The organism is Rhodococcus sp. Leaf225, from assembly GCF_001426145.1.
In the GTDB taxonomy this organism is placed as follows: domain Bacteria; phylum Actinomycetota; class Actinomycetes; order Mycobacteriales; family Mycobacteriaceae; genus Rhodococcoides.
Genome location: NZ_LMRN01000009.1, coordinates 254,230 through 273,895 on the forward strand (window position 1 = coordinate 254,230; position 19,666 = coordinate 273,895).

A 19,666-nucleotide genomic window follows, 5' to 3' on the forward strand; every position below is an offset into this window, starting at 1 on the left:
GCGTGGACGAATCAGCCCTTCCCCGCCCTACCGGTGTCCGTCCGGCGCAGCCACCACAGCGCCGCGATCGGCAGGATCACCGGGATGAACAGGTAGCCCGATCCGAAGTGCGACCACACCGTGGGCTCCGGGAACTCCTGCGGCACGGCGTAACTGGCGATCGAGACGGCGAGCACACCGACTATCTCGACGACGCACGAGATGGTCGCGATGCGGCGCGACACCACGGAGGCTCGTGCGAGACACACGGTGCCGACGATGTAGACCAGGGCGGCGAACGCGGACAGCAGGTACGCGACCGGTGCGTCGTCGAACCGGGTCCCGATCTGCACCGCCGAGCGCGACGCGGCGGCGACGGAGAACAGGGCGTAGAGGGCGATGAGGACGCGCCCGATGCCGGACCGGGTGGCCGTCTGCAGGTCCGTGCGTGCGGTGTCAGGCATGGCCGGCCCAGATCTGGTTCAGACGCAGCACCATCACCGCGAGGGTGAGGGTGACGACGATCAGGACGGCGGTGCCGCCGCGACTGCGGTCCCCGAGAGACCACCACACACCGATGGGCAGCAGCAGTGCGAGACCGATGAGGTACGCGCCGAAGGTGACGGTGTGCACATCGCGGTCGGTGGTGGCCAGGGCGACGAAACCGACCACGGCCTGCGCGAGCACGAGCAGCTCGATGCAAACGAGGAACCGGAAGAACACGCGGTCTCCGCGGTTCGCGAGGAGCAGCGCCTGATTGCGGATCAGCTTCACCAGTGCCCAGACCGCGGCGACGAGTGGCAGCACGTAGAGGGCGACCGTGATGGGTGTGAGCATGGTGAGCCCAGTTTATCCCCGTCCGATTCGTCCCTCGGCAGGTGAGGTTGCGGCCCCCGGACGGTCGGACCAGTCGTGTCCGAAGCGCGCGACGCAGTGCCAGAGCTGTTTGACGTGCTGATCGTCGTGCTCACCGGTGTTCGCGGCCTGACCGACGATGTACGCGGTGAGACGCCCGTCTCTCGCCACGGACCGTGCGAGGTCGGCGATGTGTGGTCCGCGGTAGTCGGCGCAGTGATCGAACCGACTCGATGTCAGCTCGAACCCGTGGTGCCACCGCACCGGAACTGGTGCCCGGCGTGCGATCGCGTCCAGCTCGGTCCCGCGGAACGACGGGTCGAGAACGAGTGCCTCGACATCGGTGTCGAGTCGTAGCGGTCCGTGGACATGGGCCTCGATGTAGTCGTCGAGCACGTCGACGTCGTGGTGGGAGAGTGCCGTCTCGACGAGTGGCATGCGCTCACCGGTGCCGAAGGCTGTCGGCTCGTGGACGGAATCGGGGTAGCAGAAGGTCGTCCGGGGGAGCACGTCTCGGCGGAGCACCAGGTGGGAGGAGCCGAAGCGCACCGATCCGCCCGCAGGCTCCAGGCGGTGATTCAGCGAGCCGTAGATCGGGCGCTCCGATGCCGGGCCGTGGTCGTACGCCCCACCGAACATCCGGGACTCCCATGCGTGGCGACGACCGCCGGGCGCAGGATCGAACCCGCCGTTGCTCGTGCCGGTGACGAACTGCGATCGGTACAGGTTCTCCTCGATCAGCACCTCGAGCAACGGTCGGCCGGCCACGAGCCGATCGGGATGGAAGTGCACGGTCACTCTCGTCGCCGGCGGCACGGGTGGGCCCGCCTCGACTCGCGACGCGACGTGCGCGAGTGCGAGGAGGCGTCGGGCACCCGAGGCGTCGACCACACTCCGACGGTAACGCGGCGGTGTGTCGCCGGGGTTACGCGAGTGAGCAGGACGAAACAGGGCGTTGTTCCGCGGGTGACCATCCGGACATCGAGCAGGCCTGTACTGGTGTCAGCGGGACGGACGTCTCCGCACCCGAGTACTCGCTCACTCATCTTCCGGAGGTTCCCGTGGCCGCGTTCGATCAGACCATCCTCGACAACATGTCCGCCTCACTCGCCGAGATCCCGCACCCGTCACTCCCCAAGGGCAGCAACATCTACGGCGGAACCAAGATCTTCCCGGACTACAAGGCGGAGGACGGCGAGTCGTACTTCACCCTCGTGCACGGCATCGCCCACGAGTCGTCGGTGAGCTTCGTCGCCGTGCTGCAGGCGACGCGCGCTCTGCGCAAGGGCTACGAGTCGGCGATGTACTTCTACGGTCCCGGTGCCATCAACTGCCTGGCGACCCGCGGCTTCCCCACCACCGGAGACTCCGGTTTCCCCGGCGAGCAGAACATCAACGACGCTCTCGCGACGTTCATCTCGGAGGGCGGCACCGTGTTCTGTTGCCGATTCGGGCTCGCGCTGCACGGCGGCCGCGAGGAAGACCTCATCGAGGGCGTCGTGCCCGCGCACCCGCTGGACGTGCAGGACGCGTTGATCCACTACGCCCGCAAGGGCGCGATCATCAACTCCACGTACATGGTCTGAGGTGAGACGGCGATGTCCGACGTTCGACTGAAGACCAGGAACCACCGGGTCGATCTGGCCCTGCTCGGCATCCGTGGGACCCCACCGGTGCGCCGCACCGCGGGTGCGGGACCGAGCGACGACGGCCACGTGAGCATCGACGGACTCGGTGCAGCGCTGCCCCGCAATCCGTCGAGCCCCTACGTCCTGGACGGCGATCGGGTGCTGTTCGACGGGGACGACATCGGACTGGACATCGCCGCCATCGCCCGGCCGGCCTTCTACGACCTCACCACCGACGACGGTGTGCCCTACGAGAAGCTCGCCAAGCTCCACGGCAAGGGGGTGCTGGCCACGACCGTGGTCCAGACCTGCATTCGCTACGACGAGTCGCAACGGTGTCGGTTCTGCTCCATCGAGGAGTCGTTGCGCAGCGGCGCCACCGTGGCGGTGAAGAAGCCCGCCGATCTCGCCGCCGTGGCCGAGGCGGCGGTGCGACTCGACGGCATCACCCAGATGGTCATGACGACCGGGACCTCGGCGGGCCGAGATCGCGGGGCGTTGCACCTGGCACGCTGCGTCCGCGCGGTGCGCGCCGTGCTCCCCGACCTGCCGATCCAGGTGCAGTGCGAACCGCCCGGTGATCTCGCGACCCTCACCGAGTTGTACGACGCCGGCGCACGGTCCATCGGTATCCACGTCGAGTCCCTGGACGAGGACGTGCGGCGCCGCTGGATGCCGGGCAAGGCGTCGGTCTCGCTCGACGAGTACCGCGCGGCATGGGCGGAGGCGGTGCGTGTCTTCGGACGCAACCAGGTGTCGACGTATCTGCTGGTCGGGCTCGGCGAGGACCCGGACGAGGTGGTTCGCGGCGCCACCGAGCTGATCGCGATGGGGGTCTATCCCTTCGTCGTCCCGTTCCGGCCACACCCGGGGACCCTCGCGGTGGACGTCGACGGGGCCGGGGCGCCGTCCGCCGAGCTGTTGACGGACGTGAGCACTCGGGTGGCCGCGGCACTGGTGGACGCGGAGATGCTGGGGACCGACCAGAAGGCCGGGTGCGCAGCGTGTGGTGCGTGCAGCGTCCTGCAGACGATGGGTGGCTGACATGAGCACCGAACTGTCGATCCTCACCGGGGCACCCACCGTCGGCGCTGCCCCGTTCCTCGTCCGGCCGGCCGAGTCGGCGGCCGATCTCGCCGCCTATCACCGTCTTCGACGCGAGTCGTTCGTCGTCGAGCAGGGCTTGTTCTCGGGTACCGACCGGGACGGCGTCGACGACGATCCGCGCGCGGTCGTCCTTCTCGCGACCGCCCCCGACGGCACCGTCCTCGGCGGGGTCCGGGTGGCTCCCTGCACGGACGTCGACCTGGGATGGTGGTCGGGCAGCCGCCTCGTCGTCGCGCGGGAGAAGCGTAGTCGCGCAGTGGGACCCGCTCTGATCCGAGCCGCCTGCGCTCATGTGGAGACGGCCGGGGTGGTGCGGTTCGACGCCACCGTGCAGTCTCGCCACGTCCCGATGTTCACGGCGCTCGGGTGGACCGCCACCGGCCCCACCGTGCTGGCCGGCGCCCCGCACGAGACGATGCGCTGGACCATCGACACGGTGGCACGTCTCGTCCGGTCGACCAAGGCCGTGCTCGCAACTGTGCTGGCGCCCCTGGCCACTGCGCCACTGGGGTTGGGGGCGAGTGGTTTCCGAGGCGACGACGGAGTGCCGGTGCCCGGCTCCGACATCATCGCCGCGTGCGACGCCATCGTGCCGTCCATGGTCGAGCGCGACCCGGAGTGGGCCGGATGGTGTGCCGCCCTGGTGAATCTGAACGATCTGTCCGCCATGGGTGCGACCCCGGTGGGCATGCTGGACGCCGTCGGCGCTCCGACGACGTCGCTCCTCACCCGCGTGATCCGGGGCCTCGCCCGCGCCGGTGACGCGTGGGGGGTTCCCGTGCTCGGCGGCCACACCCAGGTGGGTGTGCCGGCGGCGCTGTCGGTCACGGCACTCGGACGGACGTCGTCGCCGGTGCGTGCGGGCGGCGGTGAGGTCGGTGACGAGCTGAGTCTCACCGCCGACCTCGGGGGCGGCTGGCGACCCGGTTACCACGGCCTGCAGTGGGATTCGACCTCCGCACGCTCCGGGTCGGACCTCCGCGAGATGGGCTCGTTCGTGGCCCGGGCAGCTCCTCGTGCAGCGAAGGACGTCAGCATGGCGGGGCTCGCGGGCACCGTCGGCATGCTGGCCGAGGCATCCGGTACGGGCGCCGAGATCGACGTCGCCCGCATACCCCGACCCGGCGGCGCCGACCTCGGCCGATGGATCACGTGCTTCCCCGGGTTCGCGATGATCACCGCGGACCGCCCCGGACGTCGGCTCCCGCCGGCCGGTCCGGCGACATCGGCCGCCTGCGGCCGCCTCACCTCGGAGCCGGGAGTCACCTTGCGGTGGCCCGACGGCGCCACCACCTCGGCGGTCTCCGCCGCAGTCACAGGATTGGGACCAGCATGAACGACGTAACTCTCTCGGTGGCGTCCGAGCGCTTCGGCCGCGACATGGACGAGTCGTACGCCACCATCGAGCGCACCATCGCGGAAGCACGGCGACGCGGCAGCGCGCTGCTGGTCCTGCCGGAGGCATGCCTCGGGGGCTACCTCCCGAGTCTGGGAGGCGGAGACGAGTCGGAGGAGAAGCGCCGCACCCGGCTGCGGAACCTGCCGCCGGCCCTCGAGCTGGACGGTCCGGAGATCGCGCGAGTGTCGGCGATGGCCGGGGACATGGTGGTGACCTTCGGTTTCTGTGAGGCGGACGGTCTCACGCGGTACAACGCCGCGGTGACGGTGCACGGTGACGGGGTGCTGGGCTCGTACCGCAAGGTGCACCAGCCGCTGGGCGAGAACCTCTGCTACTCGGCGGGTTCCGAGTACCGCGCCTTCGACACCCCGGTCGGCCGGATGGGCATGCAGATCTGTTACGACAAGGCGTTCCCCGAGGCGGCGCGGGAGATCGCACTAGACGGGGCCGAGATCATCACCTCGCTGTCGGCATGGCCGACCTCGCGAACGGGTCGTGCTCCGAACATGGCCGACGATCGATGGAAGCTGCGCTTCGACATCTACGACCAGGCGCGAGCACTGGAGAACCAGGTCGTGTGGATCGCGTCCAATCAGGCGGGGTCCTTCGGGTCGCTGGACTTCGTGTGCAGCGCCAAGATCGTCGGTCCGGGAGGGGAGATCCTCGCCGGCACGGGCGTCGAACCCGGCCTGGCGACAGCGACTCTCGATGTGCAGAAGGCGATCGCGGCGGCTCGCGGAGGTGGCATGTACAACCTTCGGGACCGCCGTCCGTCCGTGTACGGGACCCTCGTCGACGGCGACAGCATGTCTCGGGTGGACCGGGTGATGAGCCGTGCCTGAGATGACCTTCACCGTCCAGTGGCCCAACGGGTGCCGCCAACAGTGCTACTCACCGTCACTCGTCGTCCGTGACCATCTCACGGTCGGGACGCGCTACGAGATCGCCGACTTCGTGCAGCGCAGTCGACTCGCGCTCACCGAGGCCAGTGACCGGGTGCGGGCCAAGTACGGCTTCGCGTGTACCTCGGCAGCGGCGACTCTGCGCGAGATCGAGACCACCGCAGCGGCGTTCGACCGCGGCACCGTGCACGTGCTCGACCTGGGAGGAGCGCGATGACCGAGCATCACACCGTGATCGTGATCGGCGCGGGCCAGGCAGGGCTGTCCATGAGCTGGCACCTGACCCGACGCGGTGTCGACCATGTCGTCCTCGAACGGGACACCATCGCCCACGAGTGGCTGGACGGGCGGTGGGACAACTTCACCCTGGTGACACCGAACTGGCAGTGCGTCCTGCCCGGGTACGCCTACGACGGCGACGATCCCGACGGATTCATGACCCGAGACCTGGTGTACGACTTCGTGCGTCGCTACGCCGACTCGTTCGGCGCTCCGGTCCGCGAACACGTCGCGGTGCTGTCGGTGCAGCAGGCACCCGGCGGCGGCCACGTCGTGTCGACCTCCGCCGGGTCGATGACCGCGGATCAGGTCGTGGTGGCCGTCGGTGGCTACCACGTCCCGTCGATTCCACGCCTCGCCGAGCGGGTGCCGGAGACGATCACGCAGATCCACTCGTCGGGGTACCGCAGCGCGGCGGCGCTTCCTCCGGGTGGGGTCCTGGTGGTCGGTACCGGGCAGTCCGGCGCGCAGATCGCCGAGGATCTGCACCTCGAGGGCAGGCAGGTGCACCTCGTCGCGGGGTCCGCGCCTCGTGTCGCCCGCTTCTACCGCGGACGGGACTGCGTCGCGTGGCTGCAGGACATGGGGGTGTACGACGTGTCGATCTCCGAACACGCCGGCGGACTCTCCAAGCGGGAGAGCACGAACCACTACGTGACCGGGCGGGACGGCGGACGCGACATCGACCTGCGTGCCTTCGCACTGGACGGGATGCGGCTGTACGGGCGGTTGACCGACGTCGGTTCGGACGGTGTCCTGCGTTTCGCGCCGACTCTCGAGCAGTCACTCGACGCGGCGGACGCGGTGTCGGAGGGCATCAAGAACGACATCGACGCCTACATCACCAGGGCGGGACTCGACGCTCCCGTCGAGGAGCGCTACACACCGGTCTGGCGGCCCGAGTCGGAACCCACCGAGCTCGATCTCGAGGCGGCGGGCGTCACGTCCGTCGTGTGGGCCGTCGGCTTCCGCCGGGACTATCGCTGGCTGAAGGTCGGGGTGTTCGACGGTGAGGGCCACCCGGCTCACACCCGCGGTGTGACCGCGGCGGAGGGCCTGTACTTCCTGGGTCTGCCATGGCAGAACACCTGGGGCTCGGGCCGATTCGCGGCGGTGGCACGGGATGCGGAGTACCTCGCGGAGCAGATGTCCCCGGCGGTCGGCGCCCGCGTGCCCGCGGCGGTCTGACCGCGAGATGGCGCCGATCCGGGCGGCGGCGCTCGCGGGACACTTCGGCCGTGACGTCGAGCGGTCCGTCGAGAAGATCGTGGGCATCATCGAGCAGGGCCATCAGCGGGGCATCGACCTGTTGGTCCTGCCCGACGCCTGCCTCGGCGGTTACCTCGGTGATCTCGCGCGGCCCGATCTCGAGGAGCTGCCGCCGGCGCTCGACGAGGACGGACCCGAGCTCGCGGTGATCGCTGCTGCGGCCGGTGCGATGACCGTGTGCGTGGGCTACACCGAGAGGGCGGCCCTGGTCCGTTACAACGCCGCCGTGTGCCTCACGGGCGACGGTGTGTTGGGTCGTCATCGAAAGGTGCACCAACCGGCGGGGGAGTCGTTGGCCTATGCGGCGGGAGATCGGTTCTCGGCGTTCGACACGCCGGTGGGCAGGATGGGCATGCTGATCGATTACGACAAGACATTCCCCGAGGCGGCGCGCACCTTGGCTCTGGACGGTGCGCGCATCATCGCGGCGCTGTCGGCGTGGCCGGCCAGTGTGACGGACAGGGCGTCGAAGTTGGCCAACGACAGACAGTCTCGCCTGTTCGACCTCTACGACGCCGCCCGGGCAGCCGAGAATCAGGTGGTGCTGCTGTCGTCCAATCACACGGGGGTGACGGGATCTCTGCGCTTCCTCGGGCAGGCGAAGATCGTCGGTCCCGGCGGCGAGGTCCTGTGCCGGACGCGAGACAAGGGTGGCCTGGCGTGCTGCGACATCGACGTGGACGCGGAGGTGGACCGGGCCCGTCGGGTGCTGCGTCACCTCGACGAACGACGACCGGACACCTACCACTCACAGGCATCGAAGGAGACCACGTGCGTGTCGCCCTCCTGACCTACTCGACGAAACCGCGAGGGGGAGTGGTCCACACCGTCGAACTGGCGGAAGCACTGGCGCGCGCGGGAGCGGACGTGACGGTGTGGTCCCTGGCGCGCGGCGGCGACGAGGGCTTCTACCGTGCGATCGATCCCGCGGTGACGGTTCGTCTCGTTCCGTTCCCGGCGCGCGAGGACGAGTCGGTGGGCGATCGCATCCTGCGGTCGATAGCACTGATGCGCAGTGCATTCGACCCGGGTGACGCCGACGTCGTGCATGCCCAGGACTGCATCACCGCGAACGCCGTCGGACGCTGTGTCCGCACGATCCACCACCTCGAGGAGTTCACGACACCGGAACTCGCCGCCTGCCACGAGCGCGCGGTCGTCGAGCCCCTCGCCCGCATCTGTGTCTCGCGCGCCGTGGCCGACGAGGTGCGTGCGGGATGGGGGCTGTCGCCGACGGTCATCCCCAACGGGGTCGACCATGCTCGGTTCGCGGCGGCACGCGGCGACGAGTGGCGCACCCGTCTCGGCCGATACGTCCTCGCGGTCGGTGGCATCGAGCCGCGCAAGGGGAGCATCGACCTGCTCGAGGCCCACGCCGCGCTTCGAGAGCGGTGTCCGGACGTGGGTCTGGTGTTCGCCGGCGGTGAGACGTTGTTCGACTACCGGGGGTACCGGGCGGAGTTCGACACCCGACTCGCGGAACTGGCGGGCAGGCCGGAGGCCGGTCGGTCGACAGGCGACGAGGGGCCCGTACCGCGGGTGCTCGGCACCGTCGACCACGACGTGCTCCCGTCTCTCGTCGCGGGCGCGTCGGCATTCGCGTTCCTCTCCACCAAGGAAGGCTTCGGGCTGGCCGCGATGGAGGCTCTCGCCGCCTCGGTTCCCGTCGTGGTGCGGGACCTCCCCGTGTTCCGCGAGGTGTTCGGGGACGCGGTGCGCTACGGCGGCGACGCGGAGGGGACGGCTGCCGCACTCGAGGACGCTCTGACGTCGGACGACCGTGCCGCTGCCGGGCGCGCACTGGCTGCCCGCACGAGTTGGGACGACGCCGCGGCCGCTCATCTCGCGTTCTACGCAGGGCTCGCGCATCGCTGATCAGCGCAGGGGCGATGTGCCCGCGTCATCGGGTCCGTCGTCGGGGAGGTGTCCCGGCGACGTGGTGTCGACCGTCGCGTCGAAGAACAACTGGACGAACGACAACGGAGCCGCGCGTTGCTCGCTGTCCCGCTCGGGCTCGTCGGACATGGTGGCACTCCCTTCTCGACGTGGATCGCCGGACCAATCATCTCAGATTCTGAATAGTTGAACAACTGAGAGATATACCGGTGTCGAGGGGAAAATGATGTGATCCACTTCTCAGGGCGCGGAAACTATGTTAAGACATACAGACATGGTTCGAGCGTCGCTGGGCGGCTCGGACCCGCCACGCCGACGATGGGATGTCATGTCTTCGCAAGTCAGCACCACGGGAAGTGCACTACCGCCGGACGCACCCGGTCCCCACTCGCGTCGCCTCGGCGTCATCGCCGTGGTGGCGACCTTCGGTGGCCTGCTGTTCGGATACGACACGGGCGTCATCAACGGCGCGCTGGAGCCGTTGAAGGAGGACCTGTCGCTCACGGCCTTCACCGAGGGCTTCGTCGTCAGCATCCTCATCTTCGGGGCGGCCATCGGCGCACTGGTCGGGGGCCGACTGTCGGACAAGTACGGCCGTCGGCACAACATCCTGATGCTGGCCGGCATCTTCGTCCTCGGCACTCTGGGCTGCGTTCTCGCCCCGTCGTGGGAGGTGCTGGCGGTGTTCCGCTTCATCCTCGGCCTCGCGGTCGGCGGAGCGTCCGCGACCGTGCCGGTGTACCTCTCGGAGGTCTCACCGTTCGAGCGCCGCGGTTCCCTGGTGACGCGCAACGAGGTCATGATCGTCAGCGGCCAGTTCGCGGCCTTCGTGATCAACGCCCTCATCTTCAACATCTGGGGCGAGCACGACTCCGTCTGGCGCTACATGCTGCTGGTCGCCGTGTTGCCCGCGTTCGCACTGTTCTTCGGCATGCTGCGGATGCCCGAGAGTCCGCGCTGGCTCGTCTCGCAGGGCCGGGACGACGACGCCCTGGCGGTGCTGAAGCAGGTGCGGTCCCCCGAACGTGCGGAGGCCGAGATGGCCGAGGTGCACGCGCTGGCCGAGGAGGAGAAGCTCTCGCAGACCGGCGGCGCGGCCGACCTGTCGGTGCGGTGGATCCGACGGTTGATCTACATCGGTGTGGGACTCGGTGTGTTCCAACAGTTCACGGGCATCAACTCGGTGATGTACTACGGCACCCAGCTCCTCGGCGACGCCGGATTCTCGAGCAGCTCCGCCATCATCGCGAACACGCTCAACGGCCTCTTCAGCGTCCTCGGCATCACGGTCGGCCTGCTCATCATGAATCGGATCGATCGCCGAACGATGCTGATCGCGGGCTTCTCACTGACGACGCTCTTCCATCTCCTGGTCGGACTGTCCGCACTGCTGCTGCCGGACGGCACCGCCAAGGCATACTTCATCCTCGTCTTCGTCGTGCTCTTCGTCTTCTGCATGCAGGGCACGATCGGGCCGCTGGTCTGGCTGATGCTCGCAGAGATCTTCCCGCTCAAGATTCGCAGCTTCGCCATCGGTGTCTGCGTGTTCATGCTGTGGATCGCCAATGCTGCCGTCGCACTGGCCTTCCCGCCGGTGGTCGACGCGCTCGGCATCGCGCCGACGTTCTTCATCTTCGTCGGACTGGGCATACTGGCCCTGGTCTTCATCATCACGCAGGTGCCGGAGACCCGCGGTCAGAGCCTGGAGGAACTCGAGGCCCGGTTCCGCCGCGAGTACTCCTGACACGATCACCCCACTTCGAGAAGGACGGCGAGACATCATGGCAGTACTGGTGGCAGTGACCGACAGCGACGAGGGCCGACACGCACTGTCGGAGGCGGTGTCGGAGGCGCGCATGCTCGAGACCGACGTGATCGCGGTGAACCTGACCCTCGGCGCGCTCGACACGAGCGACGTGGGCGGTGACGTGGCGGTGCGAGTGATCGACCGGGCGGGGCGCGAGGACCGCGACCCGGTGATCGCGGTGATCGACGAGATCGAGGCGCACCCGGAGGTGACGCGACTCGTGATCGGGATCAAGAAGCGCAGTCGGGTGGGAAAGGCGTTGCTGGGCAGCGTCAGTCAGCGTCTGCTGATGACGTCACCGGTGCCGGTGCTCACCGTTCGACCCAGCTGAGCCGAACGGTGAGCGGTGGCAGAGGTCAGACGGTGCAGAGCGGGCGGATCTCGTTGCTGCCCTGAGTGGTCGGCGACGTCAACAGCAGGCAGGCGTTGTAGCCGCGGCTCTCGACGACGCTCCGGATCTGCTTCCACTGATCGGCACTCACCTGCGGCGACCGCGACAGGACGAAGCCGGACGTGCGGAACGGGTCGCCCACCAGCGCCCACGAGTAGTCGTCGGCGATGTAGGTGACGATGTAGTTGGTGGGACCCTCGGGATTGTCCTGGGTGGGCACGCCGGGGAAGCTCACGTGCAGCTGCGCCTGCGTGACCGGATCGTTCACCCGGGCGTTGCCGATGATCTCGTTGGCTCCGCCGTCCCAGCGGGTGCAGTTGTTCTGCACGCGCACGTTGCTGGGGTCGAGCACCTGGTAGTTGGCCCGGGTGTCCTTGGCGCAGTTCAGGTTGAACGGCTGCGGGACGGCCGCGATCTGCCACCAGTCACCCGCGTAGCGCTGGACGTCCAGCTGAGCGATGGGCTGCAGCGGCTCGAACAGGGGCTGCGCGGACGCGGCGCTGCCGCCGGCGAGCAGAGCTCCGGTGACCAACGCTCCGGCGACTGCCGTGCGGATGATGCTGCGGATCATGAGGTGACTCCTTCTTTCGTGGCGTTCGGACTGTCTTCGGAGTGCGGGTCGAGTTCGGTCGGCCACCAGATGCGGGGACCGATCAGGGTGAACAGGGCCGGAATCACGATCGTGCGGACCACGAAGGTGTCGAGCAGGATGCCGAGGCCCACGACGATCCCGAGCTGCGTGAGCAGAATGAGTGGCAGGACGCCCAGCACGGTGAACACCGCGGCGAGCACGATGCCCGCACTGGTGATGACCGCGCCCGTCGACGCGACGGCGCGCACGATGCCCGTCCGCGTCCCGTACGACGGTGTCTCCTCGCGTGCCCGGGTGACGAGGAAGATCGTGTAGTCCACACCCAGGGCCACGAGGAACAGGAACCCGAACAGCGGCACGTTGTCGCCGAGGGCGGGGAAGCCGAAGATGTTCTCGCTGGCCCAGCTGCCGATGCCCAGAGCCGCCAGCGTGCTGAGCACCGTCGTGGCCACGAGCACCAGGGGTGCGAGGGCCGACCGGAGCAGAACGAACAGCACCAGCAGTACCACCAGCAGGATCACCGGGATGATCACCAGGCGGTCGCGAGCTGCGGCATCGGACGTGTCCAGCGCCTGCGCATCGCTGCCGCCCACCAGAGCGTCGGCACCCGTGATCGGAGCGACAGATGCACGCAGGTTCTCGACCGCGGCGAACGCGCCGTCGGAGGACGGTTCCGCGTCGAGCACGACGGACCACTCGGTGAGACCGGTGTTTGAGGTGCCGGGCCGGGAGTCCGCAGTTCGGGACACCGACACCACGCCGTCGGTGTCCTGCAGCGCTGCCTCGACCTCCGAGGCCGCCGCGGTCCGGGCGACGACGACGGTCGGATCTGACTGCCCCGCCGGGAAGTGCTCGGCGAGCGTGTCGATGCCGGTGACGGATTCGGCGGTGACGCGGAACTGCTCGGTCTGCGACAGGCCCACGTTCGTTCCGACGAGGCCGAGAATGCAGACGGCCAGCGCGACCAGCGACACCGCCGCGGCGCGGCCGGGTCGACGACCGACGGCGTTGGCGACGCGGAAGAACACGCCCTTGTCCGTCGGCTCGGGATCGCCCACGCGAGGAACGAACGGCCAGAACAGCTTCCGACCGAACAGCGAGAGCAGTGGCGGAAGAACGAAGAGCACGAAGACGGCGGCGACCACGAGACCGGCCGCGGCCAGACCGCCCAGGCTGCGCGTACTCGGCAGGGTGCCCAGCAGCAGTGTCAGGAGCGCGAGCACCACCGTCGCGTTGCTCGCCACGATGGCCGGGCCGGCGCGTCGCACGGCATGGTGGAGGGCGACCCGGTGGTCGCTCTCGCGGCGCAGTTCCTCGCGGTACCGGGAGATGAGCAGCAGCGCGTAGTTGGTCCCGGCGCCGAACACCAGGACGCTGGTGATGCCCGAGGTGCTGCCGTCGAACGAGAGCCCGGTGAGCCCGGACACTGCGGTGCCGACCGTCGAGGCGACCCGGTCACCGAAGCCCACGACGGCGAGCGGCACGAGCCAGAGAACCGGTGACCGGTACGTGGCGATCAGCAGCAGGGCCACCACCAGCGCGGTGACGCCGAGCAGCGTGACATTGGCCCCGGAGAAGGAGTCGGCGATGTCGGCGGCGAACGCGGGACCGCCCGTGACCTGCGCCGTCAACCCGTCGGGGAGGCCGTCGGTGGCAGCGGTGCGCAGCTCGGTGACCAGATCGGCCAGTCCCGTTCCGGACTCCGACGTCGACACCTGGACGGGGGCGATGGCCGCCTCGCCGTCGGGTGCGGGAACGACCGGGGCGTCGGGCGCACCCGCGTCCACCCCGCGCTCGACACCGTTCATCCGCATCCTCGCGGCAGCGACGTCGGCGAGGTCCTGTTCGGACAGGGCGCCGCCGTCGGCGCGCGTCACCACGAGGATCACCGGCGAGAGGTCGGAGTCGGGGAACTCCTCGAGCAGGGCGTCGACCCGTGCCGATTCCGCGTCCGAGGGGAGCGATGTCGGTGAACTCTCGGCAGCGGAGTTGCTCCCGACGCCGCCGATGAGCGCGCCGGCGGCAAGGACGGCGAGCAGGGCGACGATCCAGGACCGAGGCCCTGAGACGAGGCCGGCCACGCGGTTCCACACAGAGTTCTCGCTCACCGGAAAAGTGTCTCAGTTAGTTGATCGTTAAGCAACTGAGACATCGCTCGGAGGTCCGGCGAGTACGCTGACACCCGAGTTTTCGAAGGAGAATCTGTGTCAGCACACGAACGGTCGGAGCGGTCCGACGCGACCGACGCCGACGGTGCCCGGCGCGATCTCGAATCCACGATCGCCGCCGACATGCGCGCCATGACAGCCGAGTCGGATCAGCTCGGCCGTGTGTTCGGCTCTCGACACCACCTCAGCGCGAACGACTTCCGAGCCCTGCTGCACATCATGGTCGCCGATGTCGGTGGACGTCCGGTGTCGCCGGGCGAGCTCGGCTCTCTCCTCGGACTCTCCTCCGCCGCCATGACATATCTGGTGGAGCGGATGATCGCGTCGGGTCACATCCGCCGCGAACCCGACACGCGGGACCGACGGCGGGTCATCCTCCGCTACGACGAGCCGGGAATGGACGTCGCACGGCAGTTCTTCGGCCCGCTCGGACAGCACGTCCACGAGTCGCTGTCCGCGCTGCCGGACACGGATCTCGCTGCGGCGCACCGTGTGTTCGGAGCTCTCACCGACGCCATGCAGACCTACCACCAGGAGATCAAGAGCACCGGGTGATCAGGCCCCGAGCTTCTGAGCGAACATGACGATGATGCCGCTGGGTCCGCGCACGTAGGTCAGTGCATAGACACCCTCGTAGTTCGCGACACCGCGCAACGGGTGGCAGCCGTGCCGAGCGGCCACTGCCAGAGCCTGCTCGAGGTCGTCGACCTCGAAGGCGACGCGGTGCATGCCGATCTGATGCGGGAGCGTCGGTTCCGTCTCGATCATGGTGGGATGGCGGTTCTGGAACAGCTCGATGCGGCCCGCCCCGTCCGGCGTCTGCAGCATCGCGATGTCGGCGTGATTGCCGTCGAGACCCACCGCCGTGTCGGCCCACTCGCCCTGGACCGTGTCACGGCCGAGGAGTGTCAGACCCAGATCGGTGAAGAACGCGATGGCCTCGTCGAGGTCGCGTACCGCGATCCCGACGTTCTCGAGTCGTATCGACATCGCTCGACTCTAACGACCGGTGTGCTCCACGATGACGTCCTTCACGCGATCGACGTCCGCGGGGACGACATCGAAGCGCTGCGGCAGGTCCTCGATGCCCTCGAACGCCGGCGGACGCTCGGGTTCGGTTCCCAGTGCCTCCCGCACGATGTCCGCGAACTTCGCGGGCAACGCGGTCTCGAGCACGATCATGGGCACGCCCTCGCGCAGGTTCCGGCGGGCGACACTCACGCCGTCGGCGGTGTGCGGGTCGATGGTCACGCCGTAGCGCTCGGCCACGTCGCGGATGGTCTCGACGCGGTTCGCGTGCGTGCTGCAGCCGGACACGAAGCCGAACTCCTGGATGCGATCGAACTCGGGAGTACCGGAGAAGTCGAAGCCGCCGTCGGTGTCGAGCGCGCGGAACAGCTCACCGAGCCGGACCGCGTCCTGATCGACGAGGTCGTAGAGGAAGCGCTCGAAGTTGGACGCCTTGGAGATGTCCATGCTGGGGCTCGAGGTGTGGTGGGTCTCGGCGGCCGCGCGGGGACGGTAGACACCCGTGCGGAAGAACTCGTCGAGGACGTCGTTCTCGTTGGTCGCGACGACGAGCTGGTCGATCGGCAGGCCCATGCACCGGGCGATGTGTCCGGCGCACACGTTGCCGAAGTTGCCGGACGGCACCGAGAACGACACGCGCCGGCCCGGCCCGTCCGTCGCGAGGAGCCACCCGTGCACGTAGTAGACGACCTGCGCGACGACTCGACCCCAGTTGATCGAGTTGACGGTGCCGATGGCGTGGTGCGCCTTGAACTCGGCGTCCTTGGAGACGGCCTTGACGATGTCCTGGCAGTCGTCGAAATTCCCCTCGACCGCGAGGTTCACGATGTTCTCGTCCTGCAGGCTGAACATCTGTGCCCGCTGGAAACTGCTCATCCGGCCGTGCGGGCTCAGCATGACGACGCGGATGTTCTTCTTGCCGCGCATCGCGTGCTCGGCGGCGCTGCCGGTGTCACCCGATGTGGCGCCCAGGATGTTGAGCTCCTCGCCGCTGCCCGCGAGGGAGTACTCGAACAGGTTGCCCAACAACTGCATCGCCATGTCCTTGAATGCCAGCGTCGGGCCGTTGGACAGCCCCAGGAGATGGAGCGAGGTGCCCTGCTCCTCGCCGAGTGGACGCAGCGGGGTGATGAGTGACGTGTCGTCGCCGGGTCGGCCGTTCGAGTAGACCTCGGCGGTGTACGTCCGGCGCGTGATGTCGCGGAGGTCCTCCGCGGGAATGTCGTCGGCGAACTTCGAGAGCACCTCGAAGGCGAGGTCGGCGTAGGACAGTGAGCGGAACGACTCGAGCTCGTCGGCGGTCAGCTGCGGGTACTCGGCCGGCAGGTAGAGACCACCGTCGGGGGCCAGGCCGCCGAGGAGGATGTCCGAGAAGTGCTGGGGCAGGTTGTGACCCCGCGTCGACTGATACTGCATCTTCGTCTCTCTCGTCCGGTGGCGCGCCCGGCTGACAACTGTGCCACATCCGCCGGTCCGGACCGGATCTGGTGCAGTGAACCGTGGAGAGCACGGTTAGCTGCACCGGATCAGCCGGTGACGAAGCGTCGCACCTCGGCCGCCACCTCGTCGGGCCGTTCGACGAGGTCCCGCCACGTGTACCGCAACACCGTCCACTCCCTGCTGAGGACGTTCTGCCGGATCCGGTCGCGGTGGAACGCGGCGCTGTCCGAGTGGAAGGCCCACCCGTCGATCTCCACGCAGACCCTGGCGTGCGGGAACGCGAAGTCGAGGATGTAGCCCGCGTACGGCAGGTTCACCCGCAGTCCGGTGATGTGTGCGGATCTCATGATCCTGCGGAACAGCCGTTCGGCCTCGGACCGGGCACCGCCCTCGGCGGCGCGCAGGAGCTGCTCCGCTCGCACGTACCCGCGACGTCCGGGGTTGCGAGCGTGCGCTCGTCGGAGATGGTCGAGGGTCATCGTCTTCTGCAGGGCGCGATCCATGACCTCGGGGCCCAGCACCGTGGACGCCTCCAGAACGGTCAGCGGCGTCCTCGTCACGAGGACACGGCGCACGATCACGACGTCGATGCTCGGCAGGTCGCGCCGGCGCACCCGGACGCCGGTGATTCCGCGACCGGAGCCTGTCCGGGGCACGGTCACCTCGATCGTCTCCGGGGCCCGCGGAAGCATGCGATACCAGTACGCGGCTGCAGGACCGGACAGCGCGCCCGTACTCGTGGACCACACCGCGCACCGGATCCGCGCGTCGTCGGTGAACGGTCGGTCGACGGCGAAGAACACTCCGCGACTCGTGCGCCGCCAGCGGCCGGTGTGGACGCGCCACTCGATGGCCTCGGGGGTGAGTCCGGCGGTGCGGGCCTGCGCGGTGGTCACCACCCCGTCCTGCTCGGCCAGCAGTCTCTCGATCATCTCGCACTGGACGCGCGCGCCTCCGCGGCAGTTCCGTGGATCGGATCCGGTGCAGTGAACCGGGTACAGCACGGTCGGCTGCACCGGATCACGGCCGCTCCGGCCCCGGCTGGCAGTGCGGGCACCACCAGGTCCGCCGTCGTTCCGGATCTCCCGGCACCTCGGCGACCACGCGGACGGTGGTGCCGCATCGCAGGCACGGCTTGCCCGCGCGACCCGCCACCCAGTGCTGCCGACCTGGCCGGGTGTCTCCGGTGGTCACCTGCATGGCCCGCGGGGTGGACACCGAGTGGCGCATCGCCTTGCGAGTGAGGGCGACCAGTCGAGTGGCATCCACGTCGCACGCCGGCACCCACGGCCCGAGACCACGAAGGAAACACAGTTCGTTGGCCCACAGGTTGCCCGGACCGGCCATGACGCGCTGATCGAGCAGTACCGCGACGATCGGGCGCGGGTCCCGCGCGATGTTCGCCGCCGCCTGCGCGGCGTCGAAGTCGTCGTGCAGCGGATCGGGGCCGAGATACGACAGCGCCGCGTCGGCGTCGCGAGTGGTGGAGAACTCGACCACCGGGAGCAGCAGCCCGTACGCGGTGGGCCCGTCGCGCACGGCCAGCCGCACGCGCACGTCGGGATCGAGGCGACGGGGCAGTCGTCGGCCGGGGGCGGTGACGGTCCACGACCCCGTCATCCTCAGATGCGTGTGGAGCGTCAGGTCGCCGTCGAGATCGGTGAGCAGGTGTTTGCCGTGCGTCCGGTGCCGTTGGATCGTGCGTCCCGCGAGGTTCTCCGTCGCATGTGCGGGGACGTTCAGCCGGCCCTCGGCCAGTTCCCGGCCGTCCAGCGCCGCCCGCAGACGTGCCGCGAGCGCGTGGACCGTGTCCCCCTCCGGCACGTCAGGTCCAGTACAGGAGCTGCGCCGCGGGCAGGACGTCCCGTAGTTCCTCGGTGAACCAGCTCTTCATCTCCGCCATGGTGTCCTTCGGGTAGACGTACTTGACGCCCCCGAACTTCGAGCGCTTGGCCGAGCGCGAGTCCTCGTCCATCTCGAGCTTCGTGGCCGGGTACCAGCTCAGCAGCACGTCCTTGCTCGACGGAGTGAACCGGTGCGTGATGACCTCGGCGGTGAGGTCGACGTCCGGGACGTCGGCCAGCGCCGCCGCGATGTCGGCGAGGAGCTCGCCGTACTGCTCGCGCCAGCCGGGCACGGGCATGATCGGAGCGATGGTCACGCCCACCGGGTACCCCGCCTGCGCGAGCGCACGCAGCGCCGCGATGCGGGCGGGCATCCGAGCCGTGCCGCCCTCGAAACGGTTCCCGATGTCGCGGGCGTTGACCGACAGTCGCACCCGGGTACGCCCGCCGTGGTCGAGGCCGACCAACTCGGTGACATCGTCGAACTTGGTGGTGAAGCGGAGGGAGGCGCCGGGTCCGAACTCGCCGGCACCGACCCGCGAGATAGCGGCGGCCAGTGATCCGGTGACGTGCTCGATGCCGAGAGGGTCGGTGTAGCAGGACATCTCGAAGGTGGTGCCCTCGTGTCCACGCTCGGCGGTGCCGCTGGTGATGGTGCCGCGGCCGACATGCGTCGCGATCGGGGCCAGGACGTCGTCGAGATTGGCGTACACCCGAGTGACAGGTGGGCCCGACAGCGAGCCGGCGAGGTAGCAGTACTGGCAGTGCGCCGGGCAGCCCTTCGCCAGGTCGATGCGCCAGTCGGCGCTGGGTGGGATGGGTTGCGGCTTCAGCGCACTGGGCGGAGCGACCACGACCGCGAGCGTCGACTTCGCCCGCGCGTAGGTCTCCCGCTCGGACTCGCCGCGCAGCCCCGTGAGGCGATCCGCCGGGAGGACGTCGATGTCCGACACACCCGCCGCCTCGCACCGCCGCACGATCTCGGCGGTGTGTGGCAGTTCGGCGGCCGACTTGGTGATCATCACCCGCCGGGGTGTCCACAGGCGGGTCGGAGTAAGCAGTGCATCCGTCATCACCTCAG

At 68.9% G+C, this 19,666-nt stretch carries 22 protein-coding genes; 11 read left to right on the plus strand and 11 right to left on the minus strand.

The window, feature by feature from the left end:
• Nucleotides 1–11: 11 nt before the first annotated feature.
• The 3 genes from ASG69_RS05575 to ASG69_RS05585 are packed head-to-tail and all read right to left on the minus strand — an operon-like array spanning nucleotide 12 to nucleotide 1,725.
• Nucleotides 12–443 (minus strand): hypothetical protein, encoded by a 432-nt coding sequence (locus tag ASG69_RS05575; RefSeq protein ID WP_027506090.1) that lies wholly within the window; start codon nucleotides 441–443, stop codon nucleotides 12–14.
• The gene (locus tag ASG69_RS05580; protein WP_056441060.1) at nucleotides 436–816 is read right to left on the minus strand and encodes a hypothetical protein; all 381 of its coding nucleotides are present in this window, start codon (nucleotides 814–816) and stop codon (nucleotides 436–438) included. Before ASG69_RS05580 ends, ASG69_RS05575 begins: the two co-directional genes overlap by 8 nt.
• A 12-nt stretch (nucleotides 817–828) precedes the next feature.
• Entirely contained in the window at nucleotides 829–1,725 is an 897-nt protein-coding gene (locus ASG69_RS05585; protein ID WP_056441063.1) for a DUF3626 domain-containing protein, read from the minus strand.
• A 170-nt stretch (nucleotides 1,726–1,895) separates the two neighbouring features.
• Here ASG69_RS05585 and ASG69_RS05590 point away from each other — a divergent pair, with 170 nt between their 5' ends.
• From ASG69_RS05590 to ASG69_RS05625, 8 genes are read left to right on the plus strand one after another with little or no spacing between them, the layout of a single operon-like run.
• Nucleotides 1,896–2,420 (plus strand): MSMEG_0572/Sll0783 family nitrogen starvation response protein, encoded by a 525-nt coding sequence (locus ASG69_RS05590; protein WP_027506093.1) that lies wholly within the window; start codon nucleotides 1,896–1,898, stop codon nucleotides 2,418–2,420.
• Between the two features lie 12 nt (nucleotides 2,421–2,432).
• The gene (locus tag ASG69_RS05595) at nucleotides 2,433–3,506 is read left to right on the plus strand and encodes an MSMEG_0568 family radical SAM protein (RefSeq protein ID WP_056441066.1); all 1,074 of its coding nucleotides are present in this window, start codon (nucleotides 2,433–2,435) and stop codon (nucleotides 3,504–3,506) included.
• A gap of 1 nt (nucleotide 3,507) precedes the next feature.
• The gene (locus tag ASG69_RS05600) at nucleotides 3,508–4,905 is read left to right on the plus strand and encodes an MSMEG_0567/sll0787 family protein (protein ID WP_056441069.1); all 1,398 of its coding nucleotides are present in this window, start codon (nucleotides 3,508–3,510) and stop codon (nucleotides 4,903–4,905) included.
• Nucleotides 4,902–5,810, plus strand: a complete 909-nt coding sequence (locus ASG69_RS05605; protein WP_056441072.1) for a carbon-nitrogen hydrolase family protein — start codon at nucleotides 4,902–4,904, stop codon at nucleotides 5,808–5,810. Before ASG69_RS05600 ends, ASG69_RS05605 begins: the two co-directional genes overlap by 4 nt.
• The gene (locus tag ASG69_RS05610; RefSeq protein ID WP_056441075.1) at nucleotides 5,803–6,087 is read left to right on the plus strand and encodes an MSMEG_0570 family nitrogen starvation response protein; all 285 of its coding nucleotides are present in this window, start codon (nucleotides 5,803–5,805) and stop codon (nucleotides 6,085–6,087) included. Before ASG69_RS05605 ends, ASG69_RS05610 begins: the two co-directional genes overlap by 8 nt.
• A complete protein-coding gene (locus ASG69_RS05615; protein WP_037185980.1) occupies nucleotides 6,084–7,337 on the plus strand; it encodes an MSMEG_0569 family flavin-dependent oxidoreductase in 1,254 nt (417 codons plus the stop codon). The genes ASG69_RS05610 and ASG69_RS05615 overlap by 4 nt, the downstream gene beginning before the upstream one ends.
• 7 nt (nucleotides 7,338–7,344) lie before the next feature.
• Entirely contained in the window at nucleotides 7,345–8,208 is an 864-nt protein-coding gene (locus ASG69_RS05620; protein WP_056441078.1) for a carbon-nitrogen hydrolase family protein, read from the plus strand.
• Nucleotides 8,190–9,293, plus strand: coding sequence for an MSMEG_0565 family glycosyltransferase (locus ASG69_RS05625; protein WP_027506097.1), 1,104 nt, complete (start codon nucleotides 8,190–8,192; stop codon nucleotides 9,291–9,293). The genes ASG69_RS05620 and ASG69_RS05625 overlap by 19 nt, the downstream gene beginning before the upstream one ends.
• Here ASG69_RS05625 and ASG69_RS22435 read toward each other — a convergent pair whose 3' ends face one another.
• The gene (locus ASG69_RS22435) at nucleotides 9,294–9,443 is read right to left on the minus strand and encodes a hypothetical protein (protein ID WP_155957046.1); all 150 of its coding nucleotides are present in this window, start codon (nucleotides 9,441–9,443) and stop codon (nucleotides 9,294–9,296) included.
• A 199-nt stretch (nucleotides 9,444–9,642) separates the two neighbouring features.
• On the opposite strand from ASG69_RS22435, the gene ASG69_RS05630 reads away from it, so the two are divergent.
• Both ASG69_RS05630 and ASG69_RS05635 read left to right on the plus strand, forming a co-directional pair.
• The gene (locus ASG69_RS05630; protein WP_056441079.1) at nucleotides 9,643–11,058 is read left to right on the plus strand and encodes a sugar porter family MFS transporter; all 1,416 of its coding nucleotides are present in this window, start codon (nucleotides 9,643–9,645) and stop codon (nucleotides 11,056–11,058) included.
• Between the two features lie 37 nt (nucleotides 11,059–11,095).
• Nucleotides 11,096–11,452 carry a universal stress protein gene (locus tag ASG69_RS05635; protein ID WP_027506099.1) on the plus strand — a complete coding sequence of 119 codons (357 nt, stop codon included), beginning with the start codon at nucleotides 11,096–11,098 and terminating at the stop codon, nucleotides 11,450–11,452.
• A 25-nt stretch (nucleotides 11,453–11,477) separates the two neighbouring features.
• Here the strand turns inward: ASG69_RS05635 and ASG69_RS05640 are convergent, their stop codons facing one another.
• Both ASG69_RS05640 and ASG69_RS05645 read right to left on the minus strand, forming a co-directional pair.
• Nucleotides 11,478–12,083: a lipocalin family protein gene (locus tag ASG69_RS05640; RefSeq protein WP_027506100.1), complete on the minus strand. Its 606-nt coding sequence runs from the start codon at nucleotides 12,081–12,083 to the stop codon at nucleotides 11,478–11,480.
• Complete coding sequence (locus ASG69_RS05645) at nucleotides 12,080–14,212, minus strand: MMPL family transporter (protein WP_235578863.1); 2,133 nt, start codon at nucleotides 14,210–14,212, stop codon at nucleotides 12,080–12,082. The genes ASG69_RS05640 and ASG69_RS05645 overlap by 4 nt, the downstream gene beginning before the upstream one ends.
• Nucleotides 14,213–14,395: 183 nt before the next feature.
• On the opposite strand from ASG69_RS05645, the gene ASG69_RS05650 reads away from it, so the two are divergent.
• Entirely contained in the window at nucleotides 14,396–14,827 is a 432-nt protein-coding gene (locus ASG69_RS05650) for a MarR family winged helix-turn-helix transcriptional regulator (protein ID WP_051613432.1), read from the plus strand.
• Here the strand turns inward: ASG69_RS05650 and ASG69_RS05655 are convergent, their stop codons facing one another.
• The 5 genes from ASG69_RS05655 to ASG69_RS05675 all read right to left on the minus strand — a co-directional run bounded on the left by ASG69_RS05655 (nucleotide 14,828) and on the right by ASG69_RS05675 (nucleotide 19,658).
• Entirely contained in the window at nucleotides 14,828–15,262 is a 435-nt protein-coding gene (locus ASG69_RS05655; protein ID WP_056441082.1) for a VOC family protein, read from the minus strand.
• Nucleotides 15,263–15,271: 9 nt separating this feature from the next.
• A complete protein-coding gene (thrC, locus tag ASG69_RS05660) occupies nucleotides 15,272–16,717 on the minus strand; it encodes a threonine synthase (RefSeq protein ID WP_056441085.1) in 1,446 nt (481 codons plus the stop codon).
• A gap of 110 nt (nucleotides 16,718–16,827) precedes the next feature.
• On the minus strand, nucleotides 16,828–17,673 hold the full coding sequence (locus ASG69_RS05665; protein WP_056442180.1) for a type IV toxin-antitoxin system AbiEi family antitoxin domain-containing protein: 846 nt from the start codon (nucleotides 17,671–17,673) through the stop codon (nucleotides 16,828–16,830).
• An 88-nt stretch (nucleotides 17,674–17,761) separates the two neighbouring features.
• Complete coding sequence (locus tag ASG69_RS05670; RefSeq protein WP_027506106.1) at nucleotides 17,762–18,565, minus strand: DNA-formamidopyrimidine glycosylase family protein; 804 nt, start codon at nucleotides 18,563–18,565, stop codon at nucleotides 17,762–17,764.
• Between the two features lies 1 nt (nucleotide 18,566).
• Nucleotides 18,567–19,658, minus strand: coding sequence for a spore photoproduct lyase family protein (locus tag ASG69_RS05675; protein WP_056441088.1), 1,092 nt, complete (start codon nucleotides 19,656–19,658; stop codon nucleotides 18,567–18,569).
• Nucleotides 19,659–19,666: the final 8 nt, after the last annotated feature.

Excerpts from the sequence above, each read along its gene's own strand:
- ASG69_RS05620 (WP_056441078.1), top strand. The coding sequence starts at position 7,345 with ATGGCGCCGATCCGGGCGGCGGCGCTCGCGGGACACTTCGGCCGTGAC.
- ASG69_RS05630 (WP_056441079.1), top strand. The coding sequence starts at position 9,643 with ATGTCTTCGCAAGTCAGCACCACGGGAAGTGCACTACCGCCGGACGCA.
- ASG69_RS05665 (WP_056442180.1), bottom strand. The coding sequence starts at position 17,673 with ATGATCGAGAGACTGCTGGCCGAGCAGGACGGGGTGGTGACCACCGCG.
- ASG69_RS05650 (WP_051613432.1), top strand. The coding sequence starts at position 14,396 with ATGCGCGCCATGACAGCCGAGTCGGATCAGCTCGGCCGTGTGTTCGGC.
- ASG69_RS05600 (WP_056441069.1), top strand. The coding sequence starts at position 3,508 with ATGAGCACCGAACTGTCGATCCTCACCGGGGCACCCACCGTCGGCGCT.
- ASG69_RS05605 (WP_056441072.1), top strand. The coding sequence starts at position 4,902 with ATGAACGACGTAACTCTCTCGGTGGCGTCCGAGCGCTTCGGCCGCGAC.
- ASG69_RS05655 (WP_056441082.1), bottom strand. The coding sequence starts at position 15,262 with ATGTCGATACGACTCGAGAACGTCGGGATCGCGGTACGCGACCTCGAC.
- ASG69_RS05635 (WP_027506099.1), top strand. The coding sequence starts at position 11,096 with ATGGCAGTACTGGTGGCAGTGACCGACAGCGACGAGGGCCGACACGCA.
- ASG69_RS05575 (WP_027506090.1), bottom strand. The coding sequence starts at position 443 with ATGCCTGACACCGCACGCACGGACCTGCAGACGGCCACCCGGTCCGGC.
- thrC (WP_056441085.1), bottom strand. The coding sequence starts at position 16,717 with ATGCAGTATCAGTCGACGCGGGGTCACAACCTGCCCCAGCACTTCTCG.
- ASG69_RS05595 (WP_056441066.1), top strand. The coding sequence starts at position 2,433 with ATGTCCGACGTTCGACTGAAGACCAGGAACCACCGGGTCGATCTGGCC.
- ASG69_RS05640 (WP_027506100.1), bottom strand. The coding sequence starts at position 12,083 with ATGATCCGCAGCATCATCCGCACGGCAGTCGCCGGAGCGTTGGTCACC.
- ASG69_RS05675 (WP_056441088.1), bottom strand. The coding sequence starts at position 19,658 with ATGACGGATGCACTGCTTACTCCGACCCGCCTGTGGACACCCCGGCGG.
- ASG69_RS22435 (WP_155957046.1), bottom strand. The coding sequence starts at position 9,443 with ATGTCCGACGAGCCCGAGCGGGACAGCGAGCAACGCGCGGCTCCGTTG.
- ASG69_RS05580 (WP_056441060.1), bottom strand. The coding sequence starts at position 816 with ATGCTCACACCCATCACGGTCGCCCTCTACGTGCTGCCACTCGTCGCC.
- ASG69_RS05615 (WP_037185980.1), top strand. The coding sequence starts at position 6,084 with ATGACCGAGCATCACACCGTGATCGTGATCGGCGCGGGCCAGGCAGGG.